This window comes from Oceanicaulis sp., assembly GCF_051859625.1.
Lineage (GTDB): Bacteria > Pseudomonadota > Alphaproteobacteria > Caulobacterales > Maricaulaceae > Oceanicaulis.
Window position 1 is genome coordinate 467,693 of sequence record NZ_JBHYFH010000003.1, and the last position, 19,188, is coordinate 486,880.

15 protein-coding genes are annotated in these 19,188 nt (G+C 64.1%); 9 read left to right on the top strand and 6 right to left on the bottom strand.

Annotated features, from left to right (window positions below):
• Positions 1-22: 22 nt before the first annotated feature.
• The 3 genes from ACTIGF_RS15460 to ACTIGF_RS15470 all read right to left on the bottom strand — a co-directional run bounded on the left by ACTIGF_RS15460 (position 23) and on the right by ACTIGF_RS15470 (position 4,804).
• The gene (locus ACTIGF_RS15460) at positions 23-3,181 is read right to left on the bottom strand and encodes an efflux RND transporter permease subunit (protein WP_439637715.1); all 3,159 of its coding nucleotides are present in this window, start codon (positions 3,179-3,181) and stop codon (positions 23-25) included.
• Positions 3,165-4,454 carry an efflux RND transporter periplasmic adaptor subunit gene (locus ACTIGF_RS15465; protein ID WP_439637716.1) on the bottom strand — a complete coding sequence of 430 codons (1,290 nt, stop codon included), beginning with the start codon at positions 4,452-4,454 and terminating at the stop codon, positions 3,165-3,167. Before ACTIGF_RS15465 ends, ACTIGF_RS15460 begins: the two co-directional genes overlap by 17 nt.
• A 182-nt stretch (positions 4,455-4,636) precedes the next feature.
• Positions 4,637-4,804, bottom strand: coding sequence for a hypothetical protein (locus ACTIGF_RS15470; RefSeq protein WP_439637717.1), 168 nt, complete (start codon positions 4,802-4,804; stop codon positions 4,637-4,639).
• 461 nt (positions 4,805-5,265) lie between these two features.
• On the opposite strand from ACTIGF_RS15470, the gene ACTIGF_RS15475 reads away from it, so the two are divergent.
• The 3 genes from ACTIGF_RS15475 (at position 5,266) to ACTIGF_RS15485 (ending at position 7,877) form a co-directional block, all read left to right on the top strand.
• A complete protein-coding gene (locus tag ACTIGF_RS15475) occupies positions 5,266-5,667 on the top strand; it encodes a BlaI/MecI/CopY family transcriptional regulator (RefSeq protein WP_273145869.1) in 402 nt (133 codons plus the stop codon).
• A 98-nt stretch (positions 5,668-5,765) separates the two neighbouring features.
• The gene (locus ACTIGF_RS15480) at positions 5,766-6,626 is read left to right on the top strand and encodes a M56 family metallopeptidase (RefSeq protein ID WP_439637718.1); all 861 of its coding nucleotides are present in this window, start codon (positions 5,766-5,768) and stop codon (positions 6,624-6,626) included.
• A gap of 72 nt (positions 6,627-6,698) precedes the next feature.
• Positions 6,699-7,877 carry a TolC family protein gene (locus ACTIGF_RS15485; protein WP_439637719.1) on the top strand — a complete coding sequence of 393 codons (1,179 nt, stop codon included), beginning with the start codon at positions 6,699-6,701 and terminating at the stop codon, positions 7,875-7,877.
• Here the strand turns inward: ACTIGF_RS15485 and ACTIGF_RS15490 are convergent.
• The gene (locus tag ACTIGF_RS15490) at positions 7,850-8,281 is read right to left on the bottom strand and encodes a hypothetical protein (RefSeq protein WP_439637720.1); all 432 of its coding nucleotides are present in this window, start codon (positions 8,279-8,281) and stop codon (positions 7,850-7,852) included. The two genes, ACTIGF_RS15485 and ACTIGF_RS15490, sit on opposite strands and share 28 nt — an antisense overlap.
• Before the next feature lie 6 nt (positions 8,282-8,287).
• Between ACTIGF_RS15490 and ACTIGF_RS15495 the strand changes: the two genes are divergently transcribed.
• From ACTIGF_RS15495 to ACTIGF_RS15520, 6 genes are all read left to right on the top strand, one after another.
• The gene (locus ACTIGF_RS15495; RefSeq protein WP_439637721.1) at positions 8,288-9,475 is read left to right on the top strand and encodes an efflux RND transporter periplasmic adaptor subunit; all 1,188 of its coding nucleotides are present in this window, start codon (positions 8,288-8,290) and stop codon (positions 9,473-9,475) included.
• Between the two features lie 12 nt (positions 9,476-9,487).
• Positions 9,488-12,625 carry an efflux RND transporter permease subunit gene (locus tag ACTIGF_RS15500; RefSeq protein WP_439637722.1) on the top strand — a complete coding sequence of 1,046 codons (3,138 nt, stop codon included), beginning with the start codon at positions 9,488-9,490 and terminating at the stop codon, positions 12,623-12,625.
• Between the two features lie 5 nt (positions 12,626-12,630).
• Positions 12,631-13,665 (top strand): hypothetical protein, encoded by a 1,035-nt coding sequence (locus ACTIGF_RS15505; RefSeq protein WP_420331955.1) that lies wholly within the window; start codon positions 12,631-12,633, stop codon positions 13,663-13,665.
• A 19-nt stretch (positions 13,666-13,684) separates the two neighbouring features.
• Positions 13,685-14,035, top strand: a complete 351-nt coding sequence (locus tag ACTIGF_RS15510) for a DUF3147 family protein (protein ID WP_273019453.1) — start codon at positions 13,685-13,687, stop codon at positions 14,033-14,035.
• A gap of 291 nt (positions 14,036-14,326) precedes the next feature.
• Complete coding sequence (locus tag ACTIGF_RS15515) at positions 14,327-16,585, top strand: copper-transporting P-type ATPase (RefSeq protein ID WP_273019455.1); 2,259 nt, start codon at positions 14,327-14,329, stop codon at positions 16,583-16,585.
• Positions 16,586-16,606: 21 nt separating this feature from the next.
• Positions 16,607-17,950 carry an APC family permease gene (locus ACTIGF_RS15520; RefSeq protein ID WP_439637723.1) on the top strand — a complete coding sequence of 448 codons (1,344 nt, stop codon included), beginning with the start codon at positions 16,607-16,609 and terminating at the stop codon, positions 17,948-17,950.
• Here ACTIGF_RS15520 and ACTIGF_RS15525 read toward each other — a convergent pair.
• Both ACTIGF_RS15525 and ACTIGF_RS15530 read right to left on the bottom strand, forming a co-directional pair.
• Complete coding sequence (locus ACTIGF_RS15525; RefSeq protein WP_439637724.1) at positions 17,947-18,783, bottom strand: CopD family protein; 837 nt, start codon at positions 18,781-18,783, stop codon at positions 17,947-17,949. The two genes, ACTIGF_RS15520 and ACTIGF_RS15525, sit on opposite strands and share 4 nt — an antisense overlap.
• Positions 18,776-19,188, bottom strand: a 413-nt coding sequence (locus ACTIGF_RS15530) for a copper resistance CopC family protein (RefSeq protein WP_439637725.1), incomplete at its 5' end; no start/stop codon positions are given. The genes ACTIGF_RS15530 and ACTIGF_RS15525, both read right to left, overlap by 8 nt.

The following is a 19,188-nucleotide window of genomic DNA, read 5'->3' on the forward strand; positions in this document are numbered from 1 at the left end:
TCCCGACGCCAGAATACCAGATTTACCCTAATTCTGGCGCGGTTTTTTGCGATCCTGTCGACCTCCCTTGTGTTTCAACATCTTGCGGGTTTTCGCGATAGCTTGGCGCAAACCAGGCATAAACCGCCGGCAGGATGAAGAGCGTCACCAGCGTCGAGCTGACCAGCCCGCCGATCACAACAACCGCCAACGGGCGCTGCACCTCCGAGCCCACGCCGTCGGCGAACAGTAACGGCGCCAATCCCAGCAAGGTGGTGGACGCCGTCATCAGAACGGGCCGCACCCGCAACAGCGCGCCCGACACGCTCAGCGCGCTCCGATCGCGCTGCGTGACCGCCAGACGGTCCAGGAAGGACACCAGGACCATGGCGTTGCCCAGCGCGATGCCGAACAGGGCGATGAAGCCCACAGAGGCCGGCACCGACAAATTCAGCCCCGACAGCCACAGCGCCACCAGCCCGCCGACCAGCGCCAGCGGGATGTTCAGCACGATCAGCACCGCGCTTTTGAGGCGATTGAACGCCAGCATCAGCAGGACAAGGACCAGCGCCAAAGTCACCGGAATGATCATGGCGAACCGGGCGTTCGCCTGTTGCTGCAGCTCGAACTGGCCGCCCCATTCCACGAGATAGCCGGGCGGCAGATCCACCTCTTGCTTTACGGCGGCGCGCGCCTCCTCGACGAAGGAACCGATATCACGCGCCCGCACATTGCTCTGAATGGTGATGAAACGCCGTCCGTTCTCGCGCGTCACCTGACGAGGGCCTTCGATCCGCTCCACCCGCGCCAGGGCGCCCAGCGGCATGCGCGCGCCATCGGGCCCTTCAATCAAGGTGCGCGCGATGCGTTCGGGCGTGTCCCGATCAGCTTCGGCATAGCGGGCGACAATGTCGAACCGGCGCACGCCGTCATAGACCTGCCCGGCCCGGGCGCCGCCGACCGCGTCACGCACCGTCTCCAGCACGTCTGCGACTTGCAGTCCGTAGCGGGCGATGGCTGCGCGATCCACCACGATGCTGATCTGCGGCGCGCCGGTGACCTGTTCAACCTGCACATCCGCCGCGCCGCGCACGCCGCCCACCACCGAAGCGATGCGGCTCGCCTGACGCGCCAGCACGTCCGTATCAGGGCCAAAGAGCTTGATGGCGATCTCGGCGCGCGATCCCGTCAACAGCTCATCGGTCGCGGCGGCGATCGGCTGGGTGAAGTTGAACTGGGCGCCGGGGAAATCCTCGAACGCTTCACTCATCACATCAAGCAGCTGGGCCTGATTGCGGGCCGTCACCCAGTCTGACCGCGGTTTGAGCGCCAGAAAGGCCTCGGCGTTGTTGACCGGATCGGCATGGGCGCCCACTTCGCCGCGGCCCACGCGCGTCACCACACGCTCGACCTCGGGAAAGCGCTCAAGCACTTGCCGTTCAAACCGCGTGACCGTCTCGCCCGCCGCTTCCAGTGAAATCGACGGCGCCATGGTCAGACGCACCAGGATGTCGCCCTCGTTCAGACGCGGCGAGAACTCCGAGCCGAGCCGGGTGTACGCCGCACCGCCCATGAGCAGCATCACCGCCGCCAAGCCGGCGGCCAGACCGCGCCGTCCCACGAAAAACCCGATCGCCCGTCCCATCAGCCGGTCGATCCGTCCTGCGCGGACCGCCTGAGAGCGCGATACTTTCAAAAACCGCGATGCGGACGGCGCGATCACCAGCGCAAACACCAAAGACCCCGCCATGGCGAGAATGACAGCGAAGGCCAGCGGCCGGAAGGTTTTACCCTCCACCCCCTGCAAGGTGAGGATCGGCAGGAAGACCAGCATCACAATGGCGATGGAGACGCTCAAGGGTTTGAGCACCTCTGTCACCGCACCGGCGATGACGCCCGCGCGATCGCTGTGCGCCGTCTCGGACACATGCCGTCGGGCGTTCTCGACGATCACCACGGCGCCATCCACCATCATGCCGATGGCGATGGCGATCCCGCCCAGAGACATCAGGTTCACCGACACGCCGAAACCCCGCATGGCGATCAGGGCGAAGGCGACGGAAAACGGGATCGAGGCGGCGACAATGAGTCCAGGCCGCCAACCGCCCATGGACAGCATGAGGACCAGACCCACCAGCAATGCGCCCTGCCAGAGCGCCGTCGTCATGGTGGAGACCGCCTGCCCGACCAGTTCGGACTGGTCATAATAGGGCCGCGCCACGACACCGTCGGGCAAGGCCGCATTGACCGCGTCGAGGCGCGCCTGAACGCCCTCGATGACGGCGGTCGTATTGGCGCCGATCAATTTGAGCACCAGCCCGGCGACGATCTCGCCCTCGCCATTCATGGTGGCGAGCCCTTGCCGGGGCGCGCCGCCCACGGCGATCTCGGCGATCTCGCTCATCAGCACCGGCACGCCGTCCACAGCCTTGACGACCACCTGGCGCAAATCCGCCTCGCCCCGCAACAGGCCTTCGGCGCGCACCGTGTATTGCTCGTCATTCTCCACGATGTATTGCGCGCCGGCGTTCAGGTTCGCGCGTTCGAGCGCGGATACGACTTCGCTCATGCTCAGATCGTACTGAACCAGCGCCTGGGGGCGCACATTGACCTGGTACTGGCGTTCAAACCCGCCCAGCGACAAGACTTCAGCGACCCCCGGCACGGTTTGAAGGTCAAGCTTCACCAGCCAGTCCTGCAAAGTCCGCAACCCGATCAGATCGCCGTCCTCGCTGTCGAGATAGTAAAACAGAACCTGGCCCAGCCCCGAAGCGATGGGCCCGAGTTCGGGCTCGCCAAAGCCGTCAGGAATGGCGTCGCGGGCGGCGGACAGGCGTTCAGACACCAGCTGGCGCGCCAGATACAAATCCGTCCCATCCTCGAAATACACAGTCACCACGGACAGGCCGAAGCTGGAATTGGAGCGCACCTGCCGCACGCCCGGCAGGCCGCTCATCACGGTCTCCACCGGGAAGGTCACATAGCGTTCCACCTCCTGAGGCGACAGCCCGTCCGTCGTCGTGAAGACCTGCACCAACGGCGGGGTGATGTCGGGAAAGGCGTCCACCGGCGTGGTGCGCCAGGCCCAGACGCCCGCCGCCAGCACGGCGAGGAAAACCAGCGCCGCAAGGCTGCGCGCCGAGACAATGTTTCGAACCAGGCTGAAAGCCGCCGAAGGCGCGGCGTTAATGGGCGTGGCCATCACCAAACTCCCCTTTTTGAAGTTCGGCCTTGAGCGCAAAGGCGCCCTCCACCACAAGCGCATCGCCCACAGCGAGCCCGGCAACGATCTCGACATAGTCCGGCCCGCGCCGGCCCAGACGGACCGGGCGCGCCTCAAACCTGTCGCCCTCAGGGATGAACACCACCGTCTCGCCCTCCAGCATCTGGATGGCGCTCGCCGGCGCCCGCAGGCTTTGCGCCGCCGCCGCGTCCTCAAGCTCGACCGTCACGAAGGCGCCGGGCATCAGCCGCCCGTCCTCATTGTCCACGATCAGGCGCGCCAGACCGGTCCGGGTCGCCTCGCCGATCTGGGGCGCCACGAAACTGACCTCTGAACGGATCAGCCCGGCGTCATTGAGCCGGATGCGGGCGCGGGCGCCCTGGCGGACCCGCAACATGTCCGGTCCGTAGATCGCCGCATCCACCCAGACCTGACGGGAATCGGCGATGACAAAGGTCGGCTCCACATCGCCAGCCTCGGCGAATTCACCGCGCACCGCATGGCGCTCGGTGATCACGCCGTCCATGGGCGCGATCAAGGCGTAACGGCTGAGCGCCCCCGTCTCGGTATCCGCCAAGGCGTCGCGGGCGGTCTCATCCACGCCCAGCGCGTCGAGCTGGTATTGCGCGCTCCTGACGGCGATGCGGGCTTCTTCCAGTTCCCGGCGCGCGGTCTGGAAGCGGCTTTCGGTGGACACGCCGCGATCAAACAAGGCGCGCTCGCGCTCAAACTCGGGGCGCACCAGCTCCATCGACGCCAAAGTGGACAGATAGGCCGCCTTAGCTTCGGCCAGCTCGCGGCTGTCGAGCACCGCCAGCACATCGCCTTGCCGCACCTGATCGCCGACGCTGGCGAACACGTCCCGGATCACGCCCTCAACCGGCGCCGAGACCAGAGCGATGCGGTTCTCATCAAAGCGCACCTCGCCGGGCAGCTCGACCCAGCCGTCGACCGGCCCGCGGCTGACCGCGCCCAGCACCACGCCCAGCGCGTCGCGCTCGGCGTCGGTAAGCGCGATTTCGGTGTGAGAGTCAGCGCGGCCGGACGGATCAGACTCCCCCGCCTCACCGTCATGCTCGCCGCCATCATGATCGTCGTCAGCATGGCCATCGGCGTGATCATTCTCAGTCGCATGCGAATGTGACAGCTCGCCCGGCGCCGCATCGCTGCAACCGGTCAAAGCCAGGCTCCACGCTGCGCTGCACGCGGCGAGGAAGAGGGCCAAGCGCCCCCGTTCATAAGTCAATGTCATGTCAGTCCCTGGAGGTCAGTGCGTCTTCAAACGGATCAGACGACGACGCTCCGGGGCGGTGAGAATGGCGGCGCAGCGGGGATGGAAGTGAACGCCATAGGCTTCAAAACCCGACGGATCGGCAGAGCCGCGCGCGCTTCCGTGGCGGCCAGATCGGGAAAAATCACCAGATGGTGCGTGGCTCACACATCCGCGCACGGCCCATCCGCGTCATGCTCTTCTTCGGCGTGATGGATGGAATGCCCGGTTCCCGCTTCGGTCACCGCATCGTCCGCCGCACACGCCAGCTGGGCGCTGAGCAACATCAGCGCCAGCGACACGAACACCAGTTTGAGCGCACGAACCATCATGATCAGGAAACTAGACAGAGGTGCGCGCTCGGGCAAGGCGGGGCAAACAGACTGCACAGGCTCTAACGGCATTGAGCCCGTCAGCTGATGGCGAACGGGAAGATCAAAGATTATAGATATGGGTTTTGGGAGAGATGGCGCGCCGGGGAAGATTCGAACTCCCGACCCCCAGATTCGCAGTCTGACTTCAAGACAATAATTTCAACACCTTAACTGTTCCATGCAGCATACGTGCAGCATGCTCCCGCCAGCCCTGTTCCCGGCCCGTGCCGGGTCTGTTCCTGATGACCGCGCGCCCAGAACAGAGAAGTCTTAGAAAAAAACCGGCTCAATAACCCGGGTCCTTCGGGTGTAAACCACCCCAGAAATCGATTTGACCCATATGAGTTTCGGATTTGAGCGAAACACCGATTGCCAGTCGGTCTTTCAGCGGGTATCCCCTAGACTTCAAGGAGACCGGCATGTCGTGTTCGGAGTTGAATCTGGGTGAGCTGGAAGTTGCGGTGCTAGAGGATATCTGGCGCCATGACGAGGTCGAAGCGCGCGATCTTCACAGACGCATAGGAACGCAGCGCGGCAACTCGCTTCAGACGATTCAATCGACGTTGGAGCGCTTGCATCGCAAGGGACTGCTGGCACGTGAGCGGGTCAGCCATGCCTATGTGTATCGGTCGACAGAAACCCGCGAGGCGGTCATGGCGCGCCTCATAGAGGGTTCGCTCAGCCGTTTCAGCAGCGGACATGAGGGCGGGCTTATGGCGGCGTTCGCCGGCTACGCCTCGCAGGCCGACCCCGATCTGCTCGACGAGCTTGAGGCGCTCATAGCGAAACATAAGCGCATGATCGCTGGAGAAGACCGGTGACCGGCGGCGAGGCGATCATAGCGCTTGCCGCAGGCATGTTTGTCTTCGCGGTCTGATGGGGTGCGGTGTCGATTATGGCCGAACCTGTGACGCGGAATTTGACCCGTACCCGCCCTGATCTCCGGGCCGTCATGGTGCTCCTTCTGGCCACAACCCCCTTCCTGTTCGGCGCGTTCGGACTGGTGGGCGTCATTCTGTTCCCGCATGCATCTCCCCTGGACCTCGCCCCGGTCCATCGACACGACAGCCTCGCAGGTTGGTCGACCCATCGGGCATTCACCGGCTCTGGCGTGATCGCATGGGTTACGCTGATCACGGCGTCCCTGTTGATGCTGCGTCTTGTGCAGGTGACCACCGAGAGCATTCTTGCGATGCGCCGCATCAGGCGGCTCCTGGAGCGTAGCGCGACCCGAACTGCTTCGGGGCGCTGGAATGTGCCTTACGCTGAGCCTATCGCGCTAGCCGTCGGTCTGTTTCGGCCCTCTATCTTCATCAGCAACGCCGTGGCGGAGCACCTGGGTCCTGATGGATGCGAAATCGTTGAAGCACATGAGCGGGCCCACCTTGCCCGCGGCGACCTCTGGGCGCGCTTCGCGATGACCGTGGTCTGCGGGCTGTATCCCGACCGGGTCGTGGCCACGCTCCAGCAAGCGTTGATCCTGGCCCAGGAACAGGCCTGTGACGCCGCCATCTCGAACAGCCATTCGCGTCTGGAGATCGCAGAAACGCTTGTGCGCATGGAGCGGAACCGGGGTGTGCGCTCTCATCTTTGCGCCGGCTTTCAGGATGCGGACATCGCCCTGCGAGTCCGCGCATTGCTTGAGCCGGATTTCGAACCTCTCAATCGCTCGATGATGCGCACCAGCGCGATCAGCGCCGTCTTGATCGCAGCAGTTTTTGTGGCGCTGGAGCCGCTTCACCACAAGATCGAAGCCCTTTTCCTCATGCTTGGAGGCTAAGCCGTGCGTTCCCCAGACCGACAACCCGTGTTGAAAAGGCCGATCCTGGCTCGGTGTTTCGCTGCTACAGCGGTGACGCTCATCTGGACGAGCGTCGCCACGGCCCAGACGCTGACCGCCGAGCAGGCCGTTCAGCTGGCCCTAGAGAATGCAGAGAACCGAGTGTTCGCAGAAGCCCCGGCTGAAGCAGCGCAGGGTGCGGTAATCTCCGCAGAGACCTGGCGCAATCCGGTGCTATCTGTGGACCGGGAAGGCGAGGACGGCTTTGGCGGTGACGGGTCGGAGACTTCAGTGTCCATTGAACGCGATTTCGACTTTTCAGGTCGTCGCACTCTGGAAATCCGCAGCGCCCAGGCTGAACTGCTCGCCGCACGAAATGCAGGGCGGATCACGCTCGCAGAGCTTCGGGCCGAAACGCTCACCGCGTTCTATGCCGTACTCGCGGCCGAAGCCGAACAGGCGGCGGTCACTGCGCTTATCGACCAGCTGTCCGCCCTTGAAGACGCAACGCGGCGCAGGGTCGATGCGGGCGACGCGTCACGTCTGGAGCTTGAGCGAGTGCGTCAGGAGACACTGCGCCTTCCGGCTTTGACCGCAGAGGCGCGGCTCGCCGTGCAGGCGGCGCGCGACGCGCTTTTCGTGGCGACCGGAGCGGACCTCGTCACTACAGCTAATCCGGTCGGCGACTTACTGCCGGAAACGGTTTCAGCTGAAGCACTGTCCTCGCTGGACGGCTCGGCGCGGCTTAGCGTGCTGGAAGCCGAAGTCGCAGCGGCTGAGGCCCGAGAAGACGCGGCTTCTAGGATCGCCCCTGAGGTAACGCTGGGTGTGGGCGTGCGTCATATTGAAGGCATGGGCGAGGAGACCGGCGTCCTTATGAGCGCCAGCGTTCCGCTTCCCTTGTTCAACAGGAACCGGGGCGAGCAACACGCGCGTGCGGCTGACGCTAGGCTGGCCGAAGCTCGTCTGCGCCGCGAGCGCCGTCGCCTGGAGGCGGAGGCCGCGCTTCTTGCCCGCCGATCCCTCGCATTGCATGAGACTGCGCAGAACTATGAAGCTGAAGCGCTGACCTCGGCACGCGAGCTGCGCCGGATCGCGCTTGTTTCCTACAGCGCCGGCGAGATAGGCGCGCTTGAAGCCATAGACGCCATGCGCGCGGCATTTGAAGCCGAGCGGCAGGCCATTTCCCTTAAACATCGCATGCGCGAAGCTGAAATTGCGCTTCACGCCCTTCTTGCGGAGACCGAATGATGCGCCGCGACTTTTTGCTTTTGACGGGACTTCTCTCCGGCCTCCTCGCCGGCTGCAATGGTTCCGGCGAGACACATAATCACGAAGATGGCGGGCACAGCCATGGCGCGGACGATCATGGTCATGGCGATGGCGACCATGGAGATGACGAGCACGGCCATGGTGGCGGCGTTGTCGTCACTGACTTCACCGATGCGACCGAGCTGTTCGTCGAGTTTCCGCCATTCGCTGTGGGACGAGAGTCGCCTTTTGCGGCCCACTTCACACGGCTGAATGACTTCACGCCTGTAGCCGAAGGAAGCGTCATGATTCGACTGGCGGGAGGAGGCGCGCCAGAGGAAATCTTCACCGCAGGCCCCTCGCCCACGGCGGGCATATTTAGACCAATCGCGAGGCCAAGACATGCCGCCATGCGCGAAGTGACCGTGATCCTTCAGTCAGGCGACCTGGTATCCGTGCATCAGCTTGGGAACTTTCAGGTTTTTGAAACGGTCGCAGACGCAGACGCTTCTTTGCCGGACGAGGCGGCGGGAGAAGGCCTGATCGCCTTCCTGAAAGAGCAGCAATGGCAGGTCGGTTTCGCGACCGCCCCTGTGCGTGAGGCCGTCCTATTCCACTCTGTCCGCGCGCCAGCCACTCTTGAGCCCGCCCCCGGCGGCGACGCCACACTCACCGCACAGGCCGAGGGGGGCGTGCTGGCCGCAGAAGACGGGTTTCCTGAAATCGGTGACAGCGTCGAGCCCGGTCAAGTGATTGCACGCATCGCCCCAAATCTGGGCGGCGAGCGCGACTTCGCGAGCCTTCTCGCCGAGCGCGACGCTGCGCGTGCCGCCTATTCGGTGGCTCAGGCCGAGTTTGAACGTGTTGAAGGCCTGTTCGAGGCGGGTGCGGTGGCGCAAAGCAGGGTCGAACAAGCCAGCGCCGATCTCGAAACAACGCGCGCGCGCCTGTCCGCCGCGCAGGCTCGTCTGGAAGGTTCGCAGGGTAGCCTGGAAGGCGGCGTCGCCGTGCGCGCCCCTGTCGCCGGACGCATCGCAAGGGTCAATGTGGGCCCCGGAAGCTACGCTCAGGCAGGCGAACAGCTGTTCCGGATTGTCGATCCGAGCCGTATGCGGCTTGTTGCCCAGGTCGCTGAAATAGACGCGCCCAACCTTGGCCAGCCGCAAGGCGCGTGGTTCACCCTACTTGGACAAGACGCCGCTTATGACCTAGCTGATTATGGCGGCCGTTTGGTCGCGGCTGGCGGCGCGGTGGACACGGTCCGACGCACCATGCCCGTGATTTTCGAGTTCGAGAACGCGTCCGGCTTCGCCGCGGGGGCCTTGGCCTCCGCGCGCGTACGCACATCTCGGCGTTTTGACGGACCGGTCATTCCAGCGAGCGCCATCGTGGACGAGGCCGGCGTGAGCGTTGTCTTCGTGATGGAGGATGGAGAGAACTGGCGCCGCCAGCCCATCCGCATTTCCGTCAGAGACGGTGACCTCATCGGTGTGGCGTCCGGCGTTGAGCCTGGAGACAGGGTCGTCAGCCAGGGCGCTTACCTGGTTCACCTGGCCGCCAGTGGTCCGGCGGAAGCCGGCCACGGCCATGCACACTGAACCGGGACGATCATGATACATCAGACCATACGCTTCTCGCTTCTGAACCGCGCCTTCGTGCTAATCGGCGGCCTCGCAATGCTGCTATGGGGCGCATGGGAAGCCACGCGCATGCCGGTGGACGTATTTCCCGATCTGACTGCACCCACCGTGACGGTGGTCGCCGAAGCGCACGGCATGGCCCCTGAGGAGGTAGAGACCCTCATCACCCTTCCCATCGAAACCGCGCTGAACGGCGCATCGGGAGTGCGCCGCGTCCGGTCGTCCACCTCAGTGGGCAGCGCGGTGGTCTGGGCCGATTTCGAATGGGGAACAGACATCTACCGCGCCCGCCAGATCGTTGCAGAGAAGCTTCAGCTGGTGCGCGAGACTTTGCCCCCTGATGTACCCGCCCCGGTGCTGGCCCCAGTCTCGTCGATCATGGGCGAGGTCATGTTCATTGCGCTCGGCTCAGACCGGCATAGCGAGATGGACATACGCACCGCAGCGGACTGGAATTTGCGCAGAAGGCTGCTAGCCGTTCCAGGCGTCGCCCAGGTCATCCCCATCGGCGGCGAAGTGCGTCAGTATCAAGTGGATGTCCGCCCCGAACGCCTCGCCGCTTTTGGCGTCACCCTGGAAGCGGTGATAGAGGCGGTGTCCGAGACGAACGCCAACTCTGCAGCCGGCTTCGTCTCCCAAGGCGGGCAAGAATACCTGATCCGGGGATTGGGGCGTATTGAATCCCTGGACGACATCGCCGCTACTGCGGTGGGTCAGGTGGACGGCGTGCCCGTTCTGGTGCGCGACGTGGCCGAGGTGCGCATGGGCGCAGCGATCACGCGCGGGACAGGTTCTCAGAACGGCGACCCGGCTGTAGTCATCGGCATACAGAAGCAACCAGACACCAATACGCTCACCCTCACTGAAGAGCTGGACCGCGTCATCGGCGAGGTCGAGGCGGGCCTGCCCGACGGCATGTTCATCGAGACTAATCTGTTCCGTCAGGCGAACTTCATCGAGGTGGCGGTCACCAATGTGCTCCACGCCTTGCGCGACGGGGCGATCCTCGTCGTAGTGATTGTCTTCGCCTTCCTCATGAGCGGGCGGGCGACATTAATCTCGCTACTGGCCATTCCGCTCTCGCTGGTCGTCTCCATCCTGACTTTGCGCCTGCTGGGCGCGAGCATCAACACGATGACGCTCGGTGGCATGGCGATCGCGCTCGGCGCTCTGGTGGACGATGCTATCATCGTGGTGGAAAACGTGGTGCGCCGCCTGCGCGGCAATCTCGTGAAATCCGAACCGCAACCGGTCCTGAAGGTAGTCGAAGAGGCCACACGTGAAATTCAAGGGTCAATCGTGTTTGCGACCCTGATCATCATGCTGGTCTTCCTGCCGCTTTTCTTCCTGTCGGGCGTGGAGGGCCGCCTGCTACAGCCCCTGGGTCTCGCGTATGTAATCGCCCTTGCAGCTTCGCTGCTCGTCGCAGTTACGGTCACGCCTGCGCTTGCCGCCATCCTGATGCCGGGCTCGAAGACTATCCGATCCGAGCGCGAACCCTGGCTGGCGCGCATGACCCAGGCGGCCTACCGGCCGGTCCTAGACGTTTCTCTCCAGCGCTGGGCGACCCTTGGCGGGCTGTCGCTGGTCGCTCTTCTAGGGGCGTTGGCCTTGCTGGCGAGCGCGGGGCGCGCCTTCCTGCCCGACTTCAACGAGGGCAGCCTGACCGTCAGCGCCGTCACCCTGCCCGGCACATCGCTCGAGCAATCTGACGCGTTGGGCGCCATGGTGGAACGCATCCTGCTTGACCAGCCGGAAGTCGTGGCGACCGCCCGACGCACCGGCCGCGCAGAGCTGGACGAACACGCTCAGGCGGTGAGCGCGTCGGAAATCGAAGTGACCCTCTCTATGGGAGACCGTTCCAAGGACGCCTTCCTTGAAGATTTGCGCGCCTCGCTCAGCGTCCTTCCGGGCATGAACATCACCATTGGCCAGCCGATCTCTCACCGGATCGACCACATGCTCTCGGGCACCCGAGCCAATATCGCTGTGAAACTCTTCGGCCCGGACCTCTACGAGCTGCGCCGGATCGCCGAGCAGGTCCGCGCGCAGATGGAAAACGTGGACGGCGTTGTCGACCTGTCGGTCGAACAGCAGGCCGATGTGCCCGTTTTGACGGTAGATTTCCGGCGCGACGCAATCGCCCGGCACGGGCTGCAGGTCCGCGATGTCGCTGAGGCTGTGGAAGCCGCCTTCGCCGGAGCCGAGGTCAGCCAGGTGCTTGAAGCCGGAGCCGCCTACGATCTCGTCGTGCGCTATGCCCAGGAAAATCGGGAAGACCTCCAGGCGGTGGGTGATACGCGCTTCCTCACGCCATCCGGAGCGGAAGTGCCTTTAAGAGCCCTTGCGGATATTCGCCGCGACCGCGGACCGAACACGATCAGCCGTGAAAACGTCCAGCGCAAGATCGTCATCATGTCCAACGTAGCAGGGCGCGACCTGCTCGGTGTGGTGGGCGACATTCAGGACAATGTCGCGACCAACCTGACCCTGCCGCAGGGCTATTTTATCGAGTACGGAGGTCAGTTCGAGAGCGCCAATGAAGCCACGGCCCGGCTCTCAATCCTGTCAGCCGGGGTGGTGGTGGGCGTTTTCCTGCTGCTCTATATGGCGTTCAGTTCAGGTCGTGACGCCGCACTTGTCATGGCGAACCTGCCGTTCGCTCTCATCGGCGGCGTGGTCGGCGTCTTTGCAGCCGGCGGCGTGCTGTCGGTCGCCTCGATCATCGGCTTCATCACCCTGTTCGGCATCGCCACCCGAAATGGCGTGATGATGGTCTCCCATATCCGGCATCTCACCCTGAGCGGAGAAGCGAAGAGCTTCGATGAGGCTGTGCGCCGCGGCGCAATGGAGCGGCTGGTGCCGATCCTGATGACCGCGCTCGCCACGGCGCTTGCGCTCGTGCCGCTCGCTCTGCGCGGCGGTGAACCGGGCAGCGAAATCCAGGCCCCCATGGCGGTGGTGATCCTATTCGGCCTTGTATCCTCCACATTGCTCAACATGATCGTCCTGCCTGCGCTCTACGCCCGCTTCGGCGCCGTGCGCCATCTCGGCGCCGACACGCGCGACATGCCGTCTGACCCGATCCCTGATCCCTCACGGAGCTAAACCCCATGCGTCTTTCTCTCATCAGCCTCGCCGCTCTTAGCACAGCGCTTCTCGCGGCTCCGGCCATCGCTCAGGAGCATGGCCATGATCACGACGATCACGGACACCAGCATGATGATCATGGCCACGCCCACGATGATCAGGGCCATGGCGCTCACGCCCATGAAGACGAGCATCACCCGAGCGGGCTTCGTCTCGATGTGGAACCGGCCGGCGATCTCGTCCCAGGCCGTTCGGCGACGTTGAGCTTGCAGCTTTCTGGTCCTGATGGCGCGCCGGTGACTGCCGCGGACTTCGTGGACAGTCATGAGCGCCTGGTTCACGTGCTGATCGTTGATGAAGGTCTTGAGGACTTCCACCACCTGCATGTAGAGCCGGACGCCGAGGGGCGCACTACGCTCAGCTTCACGCCCGCTCATGCCCGTATCTACCGGGTCTGGGTGGACGGCCGGCTCGCCGAACCGTTCGACATGACGGCCGCGCAGTCCGACCATCATGACGACGCCGGACACGACGACGATCACGGGCACGGCCATGATGATCATGGCGGTGACCACCACGCCGATCACGGCGATGAGGATCATGGGCATGAAGACGGCCACGGTGATCATGAAGCCCATGGCGAGGGTGCGGTGCGCGCCACCGACTGGGTCCGGGTCGGCGATGAAGCCGCGCCCTTCATCATCCCTGCAGACGTGCTGACCGCGGACGCCGGCGGCCTCGCCTTCACCCTGTCCCCGCAGAGCGATGCCCGCGCCGGGGGGACGGTTTCAATGGCGCTGTCGGTCGCCGGTGCGGACGGAAGCCTCGAGCCTCATCTCGGCGCATACGCCCACATTGTCGGATTCGGTCCGGCCGCGACGAGCATGGCCCACGCCCATCCCCTGGGCGACGCGCCGCTGAGCGCGGACGAGCGCGCGGGGCCGGACCTGGCCTTCGAAGTCGGGTTCGAAGAGCGGGGCGTGCATCGTCTCTTCGTCGAAATCCGCCATGACGGCGAGCTGGTGACCGCACCCTTCACGCTCGTCGTCGCGGAGTAGCGATAAAGGAGCGCACGCCATGGTCTATCTGGCGGTCAAAGCGGTCATTTCGGCCCTGATCATCGTCGCCGTATCCGAACTGGCCAAGCGTAGCCCGGCCATGGCGGCGCTCCTCGCCTCGCTCCCGCTTATTTCGGTTCTGGGCATGATCTGGCTGTGGCGTGACGCCCCCGACCCTCAGCGCATGGCCGCCCATGCCGAGGCGACCTTCTGGTACGTCCTGCCGAGCCTTCCCATGTTCCTGCTGATCCCGGCCCTGATCCGGCGGGGCGTGGACTTCTATCCCTCCCTCGGCGCCGGGCTTGCGCTCACGGTCGTCCTCTACCTGATCACAGCCGCAATCGTGTCACGCTTCGGGGTTCAGCTCTGAAGCGAGCGGGCGCGGCGCAGCGCGAGCACACCGTCCAGACCGGGGCGCAAGCCCCGGTCGTGGGCAGTCCCTGCGGCAGCATGAGCGCGTGCCCGTAGAGAAGCAGGACGGCGAACCCGATCCGCATGGCGGTGAAGTTATTGGCTCTGTCCTCAAGCCGACAGGGTCCGGGTGCGGTTTGCATGACGCGCCTTTCCTCTGCCTGTTTTCGTTTCACGGGCCAGCGGCAACGCAGAGAGCCTGCCGGATAGGCGTTTCAGCAATCCTGAGGGAGGGCCGGTTGCGCCGCGTATGAAGGATAAGAGCGCTGCACGCCCATGGGAGGGAAAGTTGGATCATCAATGTCATGAGCACGACGCCCCGTCTGACAAGCGCGATCCGGGGCAGCAGCCCGGCGGGAAGTACGATCGCATCCCCAACGACTTTGACGGCGTGGTCTACACCTGTCCCATGCATCCAGGCGTTCGTGAGCAGAAACCGGGACCCTGCCCGATCTGCGGTATGGCGCTTGAGCCCGAGAGCGCGGTCGCCGGGGGCGAGCAGGACAGCGAGGAATTGGCTGACATGACCCGGCGCTTCTGGGTCAGCGCGGCGTTCACACTTCCCTTGTTCCTCTACACTATGGCCGAAATGGTGCCAGGCAGCCCGTTACACGCGCTGATCAGGGGCGCGTCAGCCCAATGGCTACAGCTTCTTCTGGCCTCTCCCGTCGTCCTGTGGGGCGGCTGGCCCTTCCTGGTGCGCGGAACGCAGTCGGTTCGCACCATGAACCTGAACATGTTCACCCTCATAGGGCTGGGTGTTTCTGTCGCCTATATTTACAGCGTCGTCGCCACCGTGGCGCCAGGCTTGTTTCCAGACGCGTTCCGTCACGCCAACGGCGAGGTCGGGGTCTATTTCGAGGCCGCAGCGGTCATCACGACGCTGGTTCTCCTTGGGCAAGTGCTTGAGCTTCGAGCACGCAACGCGACTTCGGGGGCGATCCGCGCGCTCCTGGAACTTGCACCGCCGACCGCGCGGCGGATCGAAACAGACGGATCGGAAGCGGAAGTGTCTCTCGACGAACTAGCGGAGGGCGACCGGCTGCGGGTGCGCCCTGGCGAGAAAATTCCGGTGGACGCGACAGTCGAGGACGGCTCCAGCACGGTCGACGAATCCATGATCACCGGCGAAGCCATACCTGTGGCCAAGCAGAATGGCGATGCAGTCACGGGAGGCACCGTGAACCAGACCGGTGGGCTGATCATCAAAGCTACAAGGGTTGGCGAAGACTCAACCCTCTCACAGATCGTTCAGATGGTCGCCGAAGCACAGCGAAGCCGTGCACCGATCCAGAGACTGGCCGATACGGTATCGGGCTGGTTCGTTCCAGCTGTTATCGGAGTCGCAGTGATCTCCTTCATTGCTTGGTCGACCTTCGGCCCTGAACCCGCGATGACCTATGCGCTGGTCAACGCAGTCGCCGTCCTCATCATCGCCTGTCCGTGCGCACTCGGGCTCGCTACACCCATGTCGATCATGGTGGCGACCGGTCAGGGGGCGAAGCGCGGCGTCCTTGTGAAGAACGCAGAGGCCCTTGAAACTCTGGAGAAGGTTGACCTTCTCGTCGTCGACAAGACCGGCACCCTGACAGAAGGCCGCCCCAAGCTCACCTCGATCAAGTGTTTCAGCGAGCTTTCAGAGGATGAAGTATTGGGCCTTGTCGCCTCACTCGAGCAAGGCAGCGAGCACCCGCTCGCCGCCGCGATCGTTGCTGGCGCCCAAGCGCGTGGCGCCTCTATCAGCGATGTTTCTGGGTTTCAGTCCACAACCGGCAAGGGTGTGGCCGGCGAGGTTCGTGAGCATACGGTCGCGGTTGGCAATGCGGCGATGATGGAGGCGTTCGGCGGAATGTCCGCCGAAATCGCTGCAGAGGCCGACTCCTGGCGAGCAGAGGGCCAGACAGTGATGTTCGCCGCCATCGACGGCACGGTCGCCGGAATGATAGGCGTCGCCGATCCGATCAAGGAAACGACGAGCGAGGCGCTTGCCGACCTCCATGGCGCGGATATCCGTGTGGTGATGCTGACAGGCGACAACCGGCGCACAGCCGAAGCCATCGGCGCCAAGCTCGGTATTGACGAAATTCACGCCGATGTCTTGCCTCAGGACAAGAGCCGCATCGTCAAAGAGTTTCAGGCGAAGGGCTTCATCGTCGCCATGGCTGGCGACGGCGTGAACGACGCACCTGCGCTCGCCGGTGCGAATGTGGGCATCGCCATGGGCACCGGCGCTGACGTCGCGATGGAAAGCGCGAGCGTCACCCTGATGAGCGGTGACTTGCGCGGTGTCGCGAAAGCAGTCCGCCTTAGCCGCGCCACGATGGCCAATATCCGCCAGAATCTATTCTTCGCCTTCATATACAACGCGGCCGGCGTACCGGTGGCTGCTGGGCTCCTATATCCCGTCTTCGGCGTTCTCCTCAGCCCGATGATAGCAGCCGCGGCGATGAGCCTGTCTTCGGTCTCCGTGATCGGCAACGCGCTGCGTCTTCGCAGCGTTCGGCTCTAGGCAGAAGCAGGAGGCCTTCCCTTGAAGAACGACGAACGCTCGGCGAGATACGTTGCAAACAGTCTGACCCTCGCCGGCGCAGTGGCGATGGGAACCGGGGTTATGATAGGCGCGGGGATATTCGCACTGACCGGCCAGATCGCCGAGTTCGCCGGTCCCTGGTTCCCTCTCGCCTTCCTCGTGGCCGCCATCATCAGCGGCTTCAGCGCCTACACCTATATCAAGGTGTCCAACCGCTACCCTTCGGCGGGTGGCATCGCGATGATCCTCAACAAGGCCTATGGTCCTGTCGCCGTGACCGGCGGATCAGCTCTGCTCATGGCCTTCTCCATGATCATCAACGAGAGCCTCGTGGCGCGCACGTTCGCCACCTACACGCTGCAGCTCTTTCAAGGTGACACGCCGTCTGTGCTCATTCCGGTTCTGGCGGTCGGACTCATCATGTTCGCCTTCATCGTGAACGTCGCCGGCAACCGGTTCGTTGGAGGCCTTTCCAAGGTCGCAGCGGTGGTGAAGATCGGCGGCATTCTGATCTTCGCAATCGTCGCGCTGGCCGCGGCCGGATTCAATTTCGAGCCGGCGACAAGCGATGAACCGGCGCAAGCGGGTTCGATCGGCGGCTTTCTCGCCAGCGTCGCTCTCGCCATTCTCGCCTACAAGGGCTTCACGACTATCACCAACAGCGGCTCGGAGCTTAAAAATCCGCACCGCAATGTTGGCCGCGCGATCATCATCGCGCTCGCTATCTGCCTCGTGGTCTACATGCTGGTCGCCTGGGCGGTCGGCTCGACGCTTTCCATTGAGGAAATCATCGCCGCGCGAGACTATTCGCTGGCTGAAGCTGCTCGGCCGGCTGTGGGGGATCTCGGGGTCCAGTTCACCGTGGCGCTCGCCATCATTGCGACCGCGTCCGGCGTCATCGCAAGCATCTTCGCCGTCTCGCGCATGATCGCCATGCTGACCGACATGAAGCTGGTACCGCACAAGCATTTCGGGATGCCCGGCGACATCCAGAAGCATACCTTGGTCTATACAGTGGTCGCTGCGGGCGTCCTGGCCGCCTTCTTCGACTTGGGCCGCATCGCGTCGATGGGGGCGATCTTCTATCTGGTGATGGACATCATCATCCATTGGGGCGTGCTCCGGCGCATGCGCGAGGAGGTCGACGCGAACCCGGTCATCCTGGTCAGCGCAATCATTCTCGACGCCGTCGCTCTAACCGCTTTCATCGTGGTGAAGGCGCTGAACGACCCGCTGATCATCTTGATCTCGCTCGGAGGCATCGTCGCGATCTTCGCATTTGAAAGTTGGTTCCTGCGCCGCGTTCAAGCTGAGGGTAGGCCGGAAGATGAAAGCTCGAGCTAGGAAGCTGGACCGCTGACCGTCGTCACCCACGTGACGAGGGCGAGCGCTGACAGGAACAGCACTGCGTCAGCACCAAGCGTGATTTGCAGCAGACGGCGTCCACGAGGCAGATCGGCGGCGAGTATTCGGCTCACTAGATGCTTGTTGACGGCGCCGAGTGCGAGCGCGACCAAGGCGACAGCGAGTTTGGCGGTCAGGAGCTGGCCGTACGCGGTGGTGAAGAGTTCGGCCAGCCCACTGGCGAGGCGCCAGACGAGATATCCGCCTGCAGCGAAGACCATCGAGACGATCCAGACCGCCGCTTCGCTGAAGCGGCTGACGACGCTCGCGTCGTAGCCATCGCCCCGAGGCCAAAGGAGCAGCGGGGCGATGAACCAGAACGACGCGGCGAGCCCATGAATCGCCACGCCGATCTGGGCGGAGAGCCCATCTTCCAGACCCGCGGCATGGCCACTCAGGGAGAACGACACGCCGATAAGTACCGCCGCGGTGAGACCGAGCAAGCGCAGCTTGGCGAGGGAGGCCGCGACCGCCGCCACAAGTCCAAGGCTGAGCACCAGAACCTGAGCTTGCCGGCCAGGCCATATCCAGGCGAACGTCATAGGATCGAGCGCAGAGGCCCACGCGCCGCCGAGCTGGGCGTTGGTCGTAAGAAGGAGGACCGCGTAGCAAAGAGCTGCCGCCAGGGCGGAGCCGGCGACAACGCTCGACCTCACGCGGCGGCTTAGATCGCCGCCGAGCGCGATCGCCCAGCCCAGCCCCGCCGCTGTCAGCGCAGCGGCGAGGACGCAGAGCTTCGCCGCGAAGACAGCCAGCGTAAACGCGTCAGGCATCGCCGCCGGTCACGGAGAAGCTGATCTCTCCTGTCATGACGTGGCCGTCTCGTGCAAGCGCTCGCCATTCAAGGACGTATGCGCCTTCGGGCAGTTCAGGAAGCGGCGCGGCGTGCTCCGCCGCAAACGACCGGTCTGGCGAAAACCCGGTTTCAAGCGAACTGCCGTCGGCGGTCTCCAACTGCACCGACGCCAACCCGACCTCCGTGGTGAATTCAAGTGTGATCTCGCTCGGCGCCGTTACCAGCGTCGCGCCATCCTCGATCGAGGAGGACCTGAGGCCGGCATGGGCGTGGGCGGCCGCAGTGAAACTCACCAGGGCGACCGCAGCGGTAAGAGTGCGCACCATCATTCCCCCGCCTCGACCGGGGTCATGTCGACGATCCGGAAAACGTCGTCGCGCCC

Coding starts and splice junctions, on each gene's coding strand:
- ACTIGF_RS15510 (WP_273019453.1), top strand. CDS start 13,685: ATGGTCTATCTGGCGGTCAAAGCGGTCATTTCGGCCCTGATCATCGTC.
- ACTIGF_RS15475 (WP_273145869.1), top strand. CDS start 5,266: ATGTCGTGTTCGGAGTTGAATCTGGGTGAGCTGGAAGTTGCGGTGCTA.
- ACTIGF_RS15495 (WP_439637721.1), top strand. CDS start 8,288: ATGCGCGAAGTGACCGTGATCCTTCAGTCAGGCGACCTGGTATCCGTG.
- ACTIGF_RS15525 (WP_439637724.1), bottom strand. CDS start 18,783: ATGCCTGACGCGTTTACGCTGGCTGTCTTCGCGGCGAAGCTCTGCGTC.
- ACTIGF_RS15470 (WP_439637717.1), bottom strand. CDS start 4,804: ATGATGGTTCGTGCGCTCAAACTGGTGTTCGTGTCGCTGGCGCTGATG.
- ACTIGF_RS15460 (WP_439637715.1), bottom strand. CDS start 3,181: ATGGCCACGCCCATTAACGCCGCGCCTTCGGCGGCTTTCAGCCTGGTT.
- ACTIGF_RS15515 (WP_273019455.1), top strand. CDS start 14,327: ATGAAGGATAAGAGCGCTGCACGCCCATGGGAGGGAAAGTTGGATCAT.
- ACTIGF_RS15465 (WP_439637716.1), bottom strand. CDS start 4,454: ATGACATTGACTTATGAACGGGGGCGCTTGGCCCTCTTCCTCGCCGCG.
- ACTIGF_RS15500 (WP_439637722.1), top strand. CDS start 9,488: ATGATACATCAGACCATACGCTTCTCGCTTCTGAACCGCGCCTTCGTG.
- ACTIGF_RS15505 (WP_420331955.1), top strand. CDS start 12,631: ATGCGTCTTTCTCTCATCAGCCTCGCCGCTCTTAGCACAGCGCTTCTC.
- ACTIGF_RS15490 (WP_439637720.1), bottom strand. CDS start 8,281: ATGTCTTGGCCTCGCGATTGGTCTAAATATGCCCGCCGTGGGCGAGGG.